Here is a 13533-nt window from a genome sequence, read left to right on the forward strand (position 1 = left end):
GAAGAGGTAAGAAAGATCGCCGATTATGCCGCCCACATCTTCGCCAAAGGCCAGTGTGTAACCCACAACGGCCCATAATACAGAGATGAGAGCCAGCGCGCCGTAGCTGTGCATGTGGGTGGACAGGATATTGCGGGAGCGGACCAGGCCACCGTAGAAGAGGGCCAGCGCCGGGGTCATCAGCATGACCATGGAGGCGCAGATCAAAATAAATGCAGTATCCGAGGCGTTCATACGGACATCCTTCAGCGTAGTTCGGACCGGCGAGGGAGGCAGGGTGCCGCACAGTGCGGCAGGCTGGTTTCCGTCGTTCCGTTCCGCGTTTAATAGAACCTCATCCTCGTGGGCTGGCGCCATGCCCACACTGCGGCACAATGCCGCAGCAATACCCTGCTTAGGCATGAAGTGTGCCAAATGTGTTTCGTTGTGGGGTTTAATTCTGTAACAATATGATTTTATAAATATTTTTATTTTTGAAGGCAGACAGGAAGAATTGCAGGGGGTTGGCGTCTATAGAATATTTCTACGTTGTTGTAGAAAAAAAGAAGCCCCCCGGTGCGCCGTTTCGTAGCGCCTGGGGAGCCTCTTTAATAGATGTGCTATTTTAGTGTGTTATGTGAAAAAATCAAAAAATTGCAAAAATGTAGAAATTATTGGTACATCTTTGTAATGAGCGCGGGATTATTAAATAACATGCTAAAATTTATAATAAAAAATTCATTTTTTGAGCAAATTCCGGCCTTTTTTCAAAATACCATTTTGTAGAAACTGCATATCTACTCGGTTTCATCCTTACGGTACACGGGGCGAAAAGCCTTGTAGGTTATGCCGTACTTTTTCATGCGCAGGGCCATGATTCTTTCCGTCAATCCAAGGCTTGCGGCGGCTTTGCCCATCTGGCCCTGGCTGAACTCAAGCGCTTCGGTGATGGATGCGCGTTCCAGCTCGTCCAGTTGCTCCTGCAAGCTGCCGGAAAGCCCCTGGCGGATCAGCCCGGGCGTGAGGCCGGAACTGGCAGCAACGCGGCTGCCGTGCAGGGCAGGGGGCAAGTGCTGGGGCAACACAAGGCCCTCGCGCCCCAGCAGCAACACTGCGCGTTCCATGACGTTTTCGAGTTCGCGGATGTTGCCCGGCCAGGTATATCGTTGCAGCATATCCATGACAGAAAGGGAGAGGCGCACATTATTACGCCCGTTGGCCAGCGCGTATTTTTTGATAAAGTGGTTTGCCAGCGGCAGAATGTCCTCTGGCCGGAAACTCAGGGGCGGCAGGAAAATGGGGAAGACATTGAGGCGGTAGAACAGATCACGTCGGAAGGTTTCTTCTTCTACCATTTTTTCCAGATCGCGGTTGGTGGCGGTGATAAAACGCACATCAACATAATGCGTCTCCATGCCGCCAAGGCGCTCAAAGGCTCTTTCCTGTAAGACGCGCAGCAATTTTGCCTGGGTCATGAGCGAAAGCTCGCCTACTTCGTCCAAAAACAGCGTGCCGCCGTTGGCAAGCTCAAAGCGCCCTTTGCGAGTTGCGTTTGCGCCGGTAAAAGCCCCGCGCTCATGGCCGAAAAGTTCGCTTTCAATGAGGTTTTCTGGCAATGCGGCGCAGTTGAGCGAAATAAAGGGCTTGTTGGCGCGTGTGCTGCCCGAATGGATGGAGCGCGCGGCAAGTTCTTTGCCCGTGCCGGATTCGCCCTGTAGAAAAACTGTGGTGCCGGACGGGGCAACCTGCGCAATCTGCGCGTAGACCTTTTGCATCACTTCAGAGTTGCCCACAAAGCCGCGTGGCCTCAGGGGCGAGGAAGCTTCTTCATCCATGCGGCCCTGCGATTCAAGGGCCGCATGCCCAAGCAGGGTTGATATAATGGTGAGCAGGCGCATTTCGTCTTCAAGCGTGGCATCGTCCACCAGCAGATGGTCAACCGACAGCGCGCCCACAACCTGGTCGTTAAGGCAGATAGGCACGCAGATGAAGGAAATGCCCTCCTTGCCCAGATCGCGCGAGCGAGTGCGGTTCAGAAACAGGGGCTCTTCAGATACATTAGATATGTACATGGAGCGCCCGGTTTCGATCACGCGCCCGGTGATGCCCTCGCCGCGCACGTAACGGCCCCGGCGGGCCTCGGCAGGTTTGAGGCCGTAGGCAGCCTCAATGCGGATTTCGCCGCTGTTGGGCGAAATAAGCGTGATCGCGCCGCGCATCATGTGCAGATGCTCTGCCATGAGCTGGAGCGCCTTGTTCAGGGCAACCCCCACATCTGTGGCGGAGTTGACCACATTGGAAAGATCCAACAAAAGGCGCAGCTGCTCTTCGCGGTGACTGTCTGCGTTGGCGGGAGAGCGCGACACGGTGCCGGGACGGGGAGATGTATTGCTGGATTTTTGCATGCCGTGCTTATACCCCAGGCCGGGGCAAACATGCAATCCGTCAGCGGGTTACGGGCCGCAAGAAAGGACTGTCGGGGTGATGGTACTTGAGCGGGCGAGCTGGGGCCAGGGTTGAAGATAGTGGGGGAGTGGGAGGACGGATTTTGTGGAGGAAGGAGAGCTGACCCGATAGCGGCCTAACTGATCTGCCGACGCAACAGGCTACGATACCAATAAAGGCCCTGGTGCGCGGGATAGCAGCCAATTGATATTGATTAAGAGGCGTGACAGGATTACGGAACTCCCCGTTCTTTAATATGACCACTGGGAAGCCCCTGACCGCTGAATTTTATGCCAATTTTAAAAAGTCGCTTGACACTTTCCCCCTATTGCCGTAGATACACCCTTCACAGCGCGTCCCCATCGTCTAGCCGGCCCAGGACAACGGCCTTTCACGCCGTCGACAGGGGTTCAAATCCCCTTGGGGACGCCAATTGAATTCAAAGGGTTAACGTAGTTGCCCTATTACTGTATGGCATTGGTTACAATGCCTTGGTTACAAAATGCCTCACGAGCTTGACCCTCGTGGGGCATTACTTTTTCCAGCAGGTTCTCTGCCGCATAGCCGATCAGGCTCTGGCCCAATGCCGCCAAGATTCCATCCTGACTTCCATACAGGCCCGCAGACCGCACATAGCGGTCGGTGGTGGTTGCCCGGCTGTGCCCAAGGAATATCTGTGCGCCGTTGAGGCCCATAGCCTTGAATGTCACCGCCGCCGAGCAATGCCTGATGGCATGAAAGCCGAATGGCTTCACTCCAGCCCGTTTGCAGAGCGTGCCCATAAGCTTGCTGCGCTGCTGAAAGGGCTCGCCCAGCATGCCGTCGCAGTGTATCTGCATGAAGACGTTATCCACCTTGCAGGGCCGCGCCTCACGCCACCACTCAAGAGCCTTGCGCAGCTCCGGATGGATGTCGCACCAGCGCACCCGCTCCTGGCCATTCTTGCCCTTGTGGTCGGTGAGCCTGATGCGCCCCTCTTCCAGATTCACATCCCTGCTCCACGAGAGCCGGAACACCTCGCCCCGGCGCGCTCCCGTGAAAAAGAACGTGAGCAGCATGACCATATCCTGTCCGCTGGCAGATTCGAGCACCTTGACCACGTCTTCTTCCGGCGGAACATAGCGTTCCGAATGCGTAGCCTGAAACGGCTGCACAATCTCAAACGGTGAAACGCTCTGGGGAAAGCCCTCAATATAGACCTTGCCCCAGTTCCAGGCGGCCAGCAGGTTTTTGCGGTAGACATTGGCCCGCAGCGGGCCGCGTTCGTCTGCCACCTGGGCAAGCAGGGCATATGCTTTGGCAGCCGAGAGCAGAGTCAGCTTGTTCACGCCATTGCTGGCGCAAAACTCAAAAAAGGTCCGCATGACGGATTTTTTCTCAACAAGCGTCTGCTTACTCATGCTGCGCTCCACATGCGCCAGATACTGCTCGCCCCACTCCAAAAGCAGCTCGCAGCCCGTAAGGGTCTGGCGATCCTGCTGCTCCCTGGCTCGCAGGGTTTCGTCTTCCTCCCATTCTTTCGCGGCCCTCCATTCCGGGCCACCTTTCTTGCCAGGCGGGAACATCCGGGAGGCAATCTGCTTCCCGTTCACAACGATCCGCGCCATCCACATGTTTCCTCGATCTTTTCTCAGTGTCGGCATGGAAATACTCCAAAACGCGCCCCCACTGAAAACGCCAGCGGTTACCTATGCGCTTGCCGCCAAGTTCCCCTGCTACGCGTTTAACGGTGCGAGGGTCAAGGCGCAGAGCCTGGGCAACTTCTGCCAGCGTCAAGATGGAATCCGGGGCGTGCATTGCTTGCAAACCTTCCGCGTGTGGTTAACGGATGCGCGGCCCCCGTTGGAGGGTGTAGAAAATCTACTGCGCCAGAGTGCAAACGCGCTCGGCAGGGCATTTGCGGCAGTCATGCTCAATTTCTGCCTGATTACGGCAGCGGAGCATGCGCCTGATGCGCGAAATGGCCTCAAACGGCCCAGGCACCCACAAGGCCACGGCGTTGTGCAGCATGAGGCCGGTTTCTTCCAGCGGCCCGGCTATGCCCATTACGGGCGTGCCGATGGCCTTGGCCATGCCGACCTGCACGGCGCAATCCTTGCCGGAATCGCCCAGGTAGAGCATGAGGTCTGCGGCCGCGCAGGCAGCCTCGCGCTGTTCGGCGCTTACGCAGTTGCGCCCCACGCGCAGCAAGCGGCGGCGTTCGGCCAGGGGAGCACTCAGAGATGGGGCCTCGCGCGTCCAGTCCAGCACTGCAAGGCCCTGAAGCCGCCGCATGCGGGTCTGAATAAGCCGCACGGCATGCAGATGGCGGTATGAGGCAACCGTGTAGACCTTGAAGGCATCTGCGTCGATCATGAGCGTAACTCCGGCTCAACGCGTCCGCCTTCGCTCATGATGCCGGGCAGCATATCGAGCAGATCGTGATGCGTGGCGCGCACAGAAAGGCGCTGTCCGCCCAGGGTGATGTGGTAGGTGCTTGCAACAGGTGCCTGTTTGGTGGCATCAGGCTTGACAGATCGCCCTCTGTCGAAATAAATTCTCTTCATCAGTAGCTCCTATGGAGTTTTGCCCCGCCGTGGTTCCAGCACGTCGGGGCGTTTTTATTTGCGGCCGTATTTTGCATCGTGGGTGGCTTGCGCCAGCTTGCGAAAGCTCAAAATGGCCTCGACCACGTCATTGGTCTCTCCATTGATTCGGACCATTTCTTCCGGGTCCACATCGCCATCGGCAATGCGCTCTGCCGCAGCCGCCACATACTCGCCAAAATTTTTCACGGTATTCGCCAGGCTTTGCACAAGCTCGCCACCGCTCTCTGCGGGCTGTTGCAGCTTTAAAAAGATGCCCTCGCGCTCGCGGGCCATAAAGGCGACCGGGGCGTCAGAGTTGCACACATCCATAAGCGGCAGCAGCATGTCGGCCCCAAGCTTGTGGCCGGGCTGGCGCGACAGTTCAGACATCATGGTGTTGTAATTGGTGTAGCCAGAAAATTCGGCAATGCTGCGCGGTGTAAGGCCAGATGGCGCGGTTTTGACCATCTGGTGCGCCACGGCAACCAGAGAAGGGTAGGGTTTGAGGACGATATTTCCGGCCATGCGATTGCGCCTCCGACTATTGCGTGGTCATAAACGAGAAAATGGGCTGAATTGAAAACGCGAATTTAGGCTTGGGCAAGACCGGGGAAATGGGGCTGCCTTGGGGCAGGGCCTCGGCGCTTCCTGCTGGGCAGAGGCAAGAGATCTTCAGGAAAGCCCAGCTTCAGTAGGGTTTCGTGAATTTCAGGGGATACGGTGTCGTTAAAAACAGCATAGCGGGCAGAGGCCGGGCCTTTGCCAAGCTGCTGTCCAAGTGCGGCAAAGGTGATGTTGTGCTCACCCATCCAGTCCAAAAGCCGATGATATCGCTCTGTTGCCATGCTTCTGCCTCCCTGATAAATTTTTTTCGAGTTTTTAATTCCCACTTAACGGCTTCCTAATTTTTAGCAAAACTAACGAGAATCTAGTTAACTGTCAACATGAATCTCGTTAAAAAATGAGATAGCTCAGCTTATGGAATTATTTGAGCGCATTAAAAAGGTCGGCAAGGTTGTTGCCACATCAGATTCTGCGATTGCTTCTGCCATCGGGATGAAGCAAAGCACATTTTCAGGCTACCTGAACGAACAGCGCCAGCATAACCTCTGGCCCCTGTTGCCTCAGATTCTTGAGGCTTTTCCTCGCCTTTCCCGCCACTGGCTATATTTTGGAGAGGGGCCAATGCTGATAGGGCAGGGTGTGCCCCTCGATCAGCCTGTTCCCTTGCAAGAACTTATGCGAACGGCAGAAGGCATTGCGGCGGACTGCCACGGTTCGTGGGGTCAGGTGCTGCGCATGATCGTAGATGGTGCGCGCGAAGAACTGGAACAGCAAAGTGCTTCACCCGAAGTGAGCAAAGAGCTTGCTGAAGCCAAAGCAGAGATTGCCCGCCTGCAAAAGAAAACGGAAATGCTGCTCACCAGAACGGTTGAGCTTCAGGATGAGCTTTTGAACGTACACAAGGCAGAGAAGGCTGAGCGGGAGAAGAGGGCAGAGAAATCCTCGGCTGAGGAGTCTGTAGGGCGCGCTGCCCACACTGGCCATACTGCTGCCCACTCGTAGCATCAAGGAACTGACCGGGGGATTAGGCGAGCCTTTACAGATTTGACGGTCAAGAACTGCTGAAAGGGGAATGTTGTGAAAGGACTCCACTGCATTATCTGGATACTCTGCACACTGTTCACACTCCAAACCGCCGCGACTGCTGCCACCATGGAAGAGCGCATAGCGGCGGCTGGAGCCGCAATGGCTCTTGATCCCTCCGAAAAAAACACGCCAGAAGCTCCAAAAGAGCAAGCCGCTGCGCCTTGGGATATGACCAAGGCCAAGCCAGTGCCCTATGCCGTGGTGCAGGCGCAGAAGGATCACCGTGCCACCACTGGTCGCACCAAACTTTTGCTGCGCATTGTGCCAGTGGTTAAGGGCAAGGATGGTAAGCTGCTGCCCATGTATAATCAGGATAAACTCACCAAGGAACAACTTGCCGCCACCGTGGTTGCCGCTGCCAAGTACCACGCGCAGGCCACCAGCGCACAGATGGTTGGCGTGGCCCTGCAAACGCAATATTTTTCCAACCACGGCGCGGCCAGGCTGGCCATTGTGGATTATGCGCCGGACGGCAAAGGTGTTTCCGGCAAGGATAACTGGCGCTGGAATATGTTCTCAGCAGCCGCGTCTGGTCCTAGCGATGCCGAGCTGAAGGCGGAAAAGCCGGGCACTATCTATCTGTCGCTTGAAAAAGCCCCGGCAGAGCTGGCGGATGTGGTTGAAGGCAGCGCACCTCTGAAATAAGCAAGGAACCAACATGGCTGACAGAGCTGGAAAAGCGGCAAAACTGATGAGCGCGGTCACAACTGGCTCCACCATGTCTATGCTAGACAAGCTTAATCAGCAAATGTCGCCTGTTATCAATCCTACCATTTCTAGCTCTCTTGCATCACTTGAAGCGGATATGCGCGCTCTTCGTGCGGACTACTTGGCAGCAGCGTGCCCCCCCCAAATGCTTGGCTATTCCCACTTTTTAGAGGATATATATTCGCAGGCTAAAGCATATCACTCTGATTTGAATACAAAAATTCATTCAATGTTGGAAGGGTGGAAGCAACCACTAGACTCGTTTGCTGAAGCGAATCGCATGATGACGAATCGCATGATGCAGGATGCATATTCTAATTATTCCCGACAGTGGCTAGAAAGTTTTAAGTCAGCCGAAATGACGGGCTTTTTGGGTATACCGGAATCCATCTTGAAAGCGCATGTTGCCATGCATACTGTAGCTGGCTATGCCGAAAGCCACGCAGCTCAACTGACACAAATAAGAGATTTAGCTTCCAGTTTTAAGGTTAATGACATTACGTCATTGACTGCCGGGCTGTTCCCCAGAACTGTTGCAGATTATTTGCGAGCTAATCCCCTGACGGAAGCCGAGTGGGAAGAAGCCGCCCGTGAATCCCATACTGATGGTTCTGCGCAAGATCTGGCCACAGTCGCTGATGTGCTTGAAGCGCCAGAGCAAAATCGCGGGCAGATTATTCGGTTTATTTGGGCTGCTTTTTTTCTTGCTTTACTAGCCGCTGGCGCAGGCGGAATGACCATGGCATCTGATGCGCAAACTTTTGCCGCTAAATTATGGTGGAATTTTGTTGGCATCATCTGTCCCATATTAGCAGGCGTGCAAGCTTCCATTACTCTTCAATATTGGCAATGCGGTTCCGGCCCGCCGCCACTGGCCAAAGTCGTTGCCTCCGATGGAAAAGATGTGCCTGTGCGTAAGACAGGCAACCCAAACTCCGCAATTATTCGTCGCCTTCCCGTGGGGACACTAATTACCTTGGCCAAGGAAGGCACGAAAGAAATGAAGGCCGTGGGCATAGATGTTGATGACAACGGCGAAATTATTGAAATAGCCTGGGTATCAATAAGGAACCTGAAGCGAATAAGGATGAAGCAGGCTTATTCACTGAAAAAGATGCTGCCACCACGTTAGGCCCATGCTCTGCGGGTATGGAGCGAGCCGGCGGAGATGCGGTTCCCCAAGGGCAGAATACTTCAAGGGGGAACCCTTGCAAGTTGTTTTGTGCGCGTGTGGGTTTGAGACGATGAGCGTACTGTAGGGATTTGGAAATATATTATTGAAGGCCGTATCTATGCGAATTTTTCTGTCAGCCTTACTTGTTGTCCTCATCTCAACGGCTGCCGCGCCCTTTGCCACGGGGGCTGCCACTCCCGAAATCCCGCAGGAATCTGTGCCACAGAATGTTGATTTGCCTCAACTTATGCCGGATACAGGCAACACTCCTTCCCCGCAAGCAACCGTGCCACTTGATGTCTATTTGAGTCAGATCAAACAGGATACTAAAGATTACGCCGCACTGAACACGGCTATAATCAGCAATGGCCTTACTGGATTGGGCCTTTTTACCGCCATTCTTGCACTCTCCGCTTTTGGCATCAGCTGGTTTACGTCCAAAACATACCGAGCTGAGATTAAAGAAAAAAAAATGTCTTTTGAAAAATACGAAAAGGAACTTAAAGGCTTACTCGCCAAGGGAAAGGAGCACTACCAGACCCTCAGCGACATGGTAAGCCAGCACGGTGCAACAGAAACATTTGCAAAAGATGTTATAGCGGAAGCAAAGAATAAAATTCAAACAGGTTCTGGCTTAGAAGTCCTATGGGGTGAGGCAATTCTAGCTCAAGAGCAAGAAAAATGGGAAAAGGCCTACACTTTCTGGACTTCGATTCTTGAAAACGAACCCAGCAATGTTGTTGCTCTTTTTGGCGCAGCACTTTCTTGCGCACAATTGTATATTAAACAAGGATCTAAAGTAAATAATATTTCTTTGCTTAAAGAAGGCATAGAACATTTATCAAATATTCCTGAAAAACAATGGAATTCTGCTGTATTAAACAACTGGGGACTTCTATTAGCAAATATGGTAACGTGTGTGTCAGATGTTTCTGAAAAGAACAAACTTATCAATTTAGCTGAAGAAAAGTTTAAATCCGCTTTAAACAAAAATTCTAATGATGCAACAGCATGGGTAAACTGGGGAAATACGCTTCAACTAAAGGCGAAATTAGCATCAAATATCGTTGAAAAAAATTCTTATTACGATCTTTCTGAAGAAAAATATTGCAACGCGACGAAATGCTCAAATTCTGATGCAACGCCATGGTATAATTGGGGGCTTTCCCTTGCGGAACGAGCTGAAATCGTTCCAAACCCTGATGAAAGATGCAGGTGCTGGGATAGCGCTGAAGAAAAATTTCAGGCTGCAACAAAACTTGATATGTCAGGAAGTTCGGCATGGTATAACTGGGGACTCTTGCTTTCGAGGCGGGCAGCCAGTGTCGTTGTGAACGAAGAAAAAAGCAAATTTTGGAATCTAGCAGACGAAAAATTTTCCCAAGCTGCGAAGCATAATAAAAATAACGTATCAATATTTGATAGTTGGGGTAATTTATTAAAGGATAGGGCTAGCGCAGCAACAGAACCGGACGAAAGAAATAGATTCTGGGACTTGGCTGAAGAAAAATTTCAGTATGCAGCTAACCTTGACTCTATGAAATCTGGGGCATGGAACAGCTGGGGTACTCTTCTTTCCCAGCGAGCAGAGGACTGTACTGAAATAGATAAAAGAAATGAATTCTGGGAAGCTGCAAATGATAAATTTCTCATTGCCGTGGCGCGCAACCCTTCTAACTCAAGAGCTTGGACAAACTGGGGTCTTATGCTTTCAAAGCGTGGCGACAGTGAAGACGATAATATCAACAAAAAGAAATTTTGGGAATTAGCAACGGAAAAATACAGGCGTGCTACAGAATGCAATCCAGAAAATTCAGCTACGTGGAATAACTGGGGGTTTTTGTTGTGCAAACAAGCGCAAAAGGCAAGCAACCCCGTAGACAAAAATTTTTTTTGGGATTTGGCTGAAGAAAAATATCAAATTGCATGCGAATACGAGAAAAATCCCATAAAGATTTTATACAATTGGGCTAGACTATATGAAATGAAGGCAGAAAATGAGAATGATAATGATAAAAAATTAGAATATTTAGAAAATGCCGGTGACAAGTATTCAGAAGCTCTTCAGTATGATCAGGATAATATTATTTCACTAATAAAATTAAGTTTATTACTTAGCAATAGAGCAGAAGCTGTAGTTGATCAGCATGAAAAAATTTCCTTGCTAAAACAGGCAGAAGAGAAATTGGAGCGCGTAATAGCGTGTGATCCATCTAATGTTAATATTTGGCAACTACGCGGAATTATACTGTTAGAACTGGTTGACGCCTTTCCTGAAGTCGTTGACAAAAATAATTATTGGGATTTAGCCGACAAACATTTTTCTCAAGCGGTAATTCATCATAATACTGATGTGACTCTTTGGAATAGTTGGGAGTATATGCTGTTATCACGTATTAGGGCTTCTGCTAAAGATGCTGATAAAGAAAAATTTTTGGAAAAAGCAGAAGAAATATGCCGTAGAGCCTGTGATGCTATTCTTGGAGACTATGGCTCTAGATATAATCTTGCATGTTGTGCTGCACACCGCCATAATATAGAAGAATGTTTACGAATTCTTTGGGAATGTGAAAAGGAGGGAGAGCTTCCACCAGTCTCTGAGCTAGAACAAGATAAAGACCTTTCTATGTTGCGCGACGCTCCTGAGTTTAAGGCGTTTCTTGCAAAACTAGTGGAGCATAATAAAGATAAGCCTGAAGTTACTCCCGCATCTCGGGCGGCAACTGCCGCCCCTCAACCTCGCTCTTGTAGCTTTCCAGGCAGTGGTTCTCATCGCCCAAGATGAGCGCTACGCCATCCACCAGGCGGCGGGGCCAGCTGCGCACTCCGTGAATGTGCCAGCGCCAGCAGTGGGCGCTGATGGTTTCATCCGCCCACCAGAGGCCAGCCTGTCGGCAGCGTGGCCACAGGGCCACCAATGCCGCCACAAAGCCCATAGCGGCATTGGCAGCCTGATCCAGCGCGATCAGCAACTGCTTGGTGTTGTGCGCAAGCTCTGCCTTGCGTGAAACGGTCATATGGCCTCCAGTTCCTCGGCGGTTGCACCACGGGCCACAGCCTCGGCCAGCGCCGCCTTGCGCGCGCCACCCTCTGCCATGCGCGCCGCCTTGTGGGCCACAGCGCCCCCCGTGTACAGGGCAAGGAAGGATTCCGCAGTAAACGTCAGGCGCACCAGATCGCCCTGGCCGTCCTTCCAGTTTTTATAGGCGTTCCAGGCCACTGATTCCGGCAGGCCCTTGCCGCCCATCTGGGCGAGCAGGGCCACGTTGGCTGTGTCGGCAAAATTCTGCTGGTCAAAGGCGTCATAGCTGAAATGGTAGATCACGCCATCCACGGTATACTCAAACCCGGCAGTTATGGCCGCCGATGTGTCCGCATCGATGGCGGCGAGCAGAGACATCAATCGCTGGGCGGACACCTCAGCCGCATCTGGCGGTGTAAATTTGACATTGCCATCTGGACTGACCATCGCGGTTAGGGGGCTGACGTACTGTTCATACCCCACCATACCCGCTGCGGTTATTTCTCCGGGTGTCAGCTCGCGCCAGCCTCGGCCCACAAATATATCCCTGTCACTGGCGCTCGTTGCCCGCAAAACATCATTGTCATTGTTTATAAATATTCCATACATAAAGGCTCCTTATTGCATGGCTGTCAGTCTGACGCCGTTGCACCTCTCCACACCAATAACAACAGACGCACTTGTGGGGTAGCACCTAAATACGTTGGTGGAATACCATCCGTTAGCCCGAACAAGGCCGAAGACCGCAGCTCCACCCGTACCCCCGATTGCGCCGGATTTTGTGTACATGTTCACCCGGTTATCACCGTTGCCGTCCACAGAAAGGACATCGCAAATAATATCCATCGCAACGCCTATTTTGCATCCCGTGATTGTCCAGTCGCCGGAGGTTGTGCACGTCGAGAGTGCTGAAGCCGTATTGCTATTTTTTATGACCTGTACAGCTGCAGGAGCAAGGTTGCTAAAATCCGTATTGGCCTTGCCCGCAAGGCCTGCCATGTAGTTCGACCAGTCGAATACGCTGGCGCTGTTCTGCGCGGATGCCAGAATCACAAAATGCCGCAGCCGTACCTGCTCATCGGTGACTGTAGCGGAGTTGCCGAAAATGCCGTTTACACGGCTGGGATCGAAGTATATTCCGGGCGCTGTGAAGTAATCCCCTCCTCGAACACCCCAAACTGCGGAACTCTTGTAAAACGGGCCTGTAAGAGTGCCATCGGCAGAAACAACACCCGTCCAGCCTGCGAAGTTCGGCAACCCGGCTTTGACGCTCTTGCCAATCTCAGAGGCGCTTAAGGCCTGCGTGATGGAATCGCCGTCTTTGTACAGCGGCACCTTGAACTTTTGGGCGTCTTTATCCAATGCGAACTTGGTGCAGTTGCCTGTCAAAGCCACTTGGGCGGCAAAGGCGGCATAGGTGCAGGTGATCAGTTTGCCGCCCACAAGATACGTGTCGTAAAACTCCCTGAACTGCTCACGCGTGTACTCCGCAGCGTCAGCCGGTACAGTACCATTTGGCACGTAGCCCTCTGCCGCCGTGATACTCATAATGCCGCCGATCAGGGTTGTGCTGATGGCGGTGATGCCTTGCTCCGCAGCCTCCAGCCGCGCGGCATGATCGGCGGACGTTTCGCCCAGAGTGTCCACGCGCTCGCCAAGGTCATCCTGCCCGGTCGTAAGCTCTTGCAGCTTGGCCGCTGCTGCCTCATCAGCATCAGAGCGTTCAGCTTTTTCCGTTTCCAGCGCGCGGGACAATGCATCAAGGCTCCCGGCCTGCGTCTTGCTTCCTGTCTTGAGTCCCTCCACCTCTCGACCTTGCGATTCCAGGGCCGCGTCCACCCCACGCAAGGCGCTGTCCACCTGCTGCGCGTGTGCATCCAGCATGCTCAGCGCCCCTCCAATGCGGGGCACGTCCTCATCCTGCATATTGCTCAGATCAGGCAACGGCAGGGCCAGATGGGCTGTCTTGTTGTCTACCATGTTGCCTC

The 13533-nt window shown here is 52.8% G+C and carries 13 protein-coding genes, 1 tRNA gene and 1 pseudogene; 5 read left to right on the forward strand and 10 right to left on the reverse strand.

Annotated features, from left to right (window positions below):
- Both VEZ52_RS09850 and VEZ52_RS09855 read right to left on the reverse strand, forming a co-directional pair.
- Positions 1-234: pseudogene (locus VEZ52_RS09850) on the reverse strand (ammonia channel protein); the annotation flags it as partial.
- A 542-nt stretch (positions 235-776) separates the two neighbouring features.
- Entirely contained in the window at positions 777-2384 is a 1608-nt protein-coding gene (locus VEZ52_RS09855) for a sigma-54 interaction domain-containing protein (protein WP_324836656.1), read from the reverse strand.
- A 395-nt stretch (positions 2385-2779) separates the two neighbouring features.
- Here VEZ52_RS09855 and VEZ52_RS09860 point away from each other — a divergent pair.
- A tRNA-Glu gene (locus tag VEZ52_RS09860) sits at positions 2780-2856 on the forward strand.
- A gap of 32 nt (positions 2857-2888) precedes the next feature.
- Here the strand turns inward: VEZ52_RS09860 and VEZ52_RS09865 are convergent.
- From VEZ52_RS09865 to VEZ52_RS09885, 5 genes are all read right to left on the reverse strand, one after another.
- Positions 2889-4031, reverse strand: coding sequence for a site-specific integrase (locus tag VEZ52_RS09865; RefSeq protein ID WP_324836657.1), 1143 nt, complete (start codon positions 4029-4031; stop codon positions 2889-2891).
- Between the two features lie 253 nt (positions 4032-4284).
- On the reverse strand, positions 4285-4779 hold the full coding sequence (locus VEZ52_RS09870; protein WP_324836658.1) for a translation initiation factor 2: 495 nt from the start codon (positions 4777-4779) through the stop codon (positions 4285-4287).
- Entirely contained in the window at positions 4776-4970 is a 195-nt protein-coding gene (locus tag VEZ52_RS09875; RefSeq protein ID WP_240825610.1) for a hypothetical protein, read from the reverse strand. Before VEZ52_RS09875 ends, VEZ52_RS09870 begins: the two co-directional genes overlap by 4 nt.
- Before the next feature lie 54 nt (positions 4971-5024).
- On the reverse strand, positions 5025-5516 hold the full coding sequence (locus VEZ52_RS09880) for a phage regulatory CII family protein (protein WP_324836659.1): 492 nt from the start codon (positions 5514-5516) through the stop codon (positions 5025-5027).
- Positions 5517-5581: 65 nt separating this feature from the next.
- Positions 5582-5836 carry a hypothetical protein gene (locus VEZ52_RS09885; RefSeq protein ID WP_324836660.1) on the reverse strand — a complete coding sequence of 85 codons (255 nt, stop codon included), beginning with the start codon at positions 5834-5836 and terminating at the stop codon, positions 5582-5584.
- 340 nt (positions 5837-6176) lie between these two features.
- Between VEZ52_RS09885 and VEZ52_RS09890 the strand changes: the two genes are divergently transcribed.
- From VEZ52_RS09890 to VEZ52_RS09905, 4 genes are all read left to right on the forward strand, one after another.
- On the forward strand, positions 6177-6557 hold the full coding sequence (locus tag VEZ52_RS09890) for a hypothetical protein (RefSeq protein WP_324836661.1): 381 nt from the start codon (positions 6177-6179) through the stop codon (positions 6555-6557).
- Positions 6558-6632: 75 nt separating this feature from the next.
- On the forward strand, positions 6633-7286 hold the full coding sequence (locus VEZ52_RS09895) for a hypothetical protein (RefSeq protein WP_324836662.1): 654 nt from the start codon (positions 6633-6635) through the stop codon (positions 7284-7286).
- Positions 7287-7299: 13 nt separating this feature from the next.
- The gene (locus VEZ52_RS09900; protein ID WP_324836663.1) at positions 7300-8481 is read left to right on the forward strand and encodes a hypothetical protein; all 1182 of its coding nucleotides are present in this window, start codon (positions 7300-7302) and stop codon (positions 8479-8481) included.
- Positions 8482-8641: 160 nt separating this feature from the next.
- Complete coding sequence (locus VEZ52_RS09905) at positions 8642-11308, forward strand: TPR end-of-group domain-containing protein (protein ID WP_324836664.1); 2667 nt, start codon at positions 8642-8644, stop codon at positions 11306-11308.
- On the opposite strand, the gene VEZ52_RS09910 is transcribed toward VEZ52_RS09905, so the two are convergent.
- From VEZ52_RS09910 to VEZ52_RS09920, 3 genes are read right to left on the reverse strand one after another with little or no spacing between them, the layout of a single operon-like run.
- Positions 11223-11540 carry a pseudouridine synthase gene (locus tag VEZ52_RS09910; RefSeq protein ID WP_324836665.1) on the reverse strand — a complete coding sequence of 106 codons (318 nt, stop codon included), beginning with the start codon at positions 11538-11540 and terminating at the stop codon, positions 11223-11225. The genes VEZ52_RS09905 and VEZ52_RS09910 overlap by 86 nt on opposite strands.
- Positions 11537-12154, reverse strand: a complete 618-nt coding sequence (locus VEZ52_RS09915; RefSeq protein WP_324836666.1) for a hypothetical protein — start codon at positions 12152-12154, stop codon at positions 11537-11539. Before VEZ52_RS09915 ends, VEZ52_RS09910 begins: the two co-directional genes overlap by 4 nt.
- Positions 12155-12163: 9 nt before the next feature.
- Complete coding sequence (locus VEZ52_RS09920; RefSeq protein ID WP_324836667.1) at positions 12164-13525, reverse strand: hypothetical protein; 1362 nt, start codon at positions 13523-13525, stop codon at positions 12164-12166.
- Positions 13526-13533 lie beyond the last annotated feature (8 nt).

The sequence above is a fragment of the Desulfovibrio sp. genome (genome assembly GCF_035644575.1).
Taxonomy (GTDB): Bacteria; Desulfobacterota; Desulfovibrionia; order Desulfovibrionales; family Desulfovibrionaceae; genus Desulfovibrio.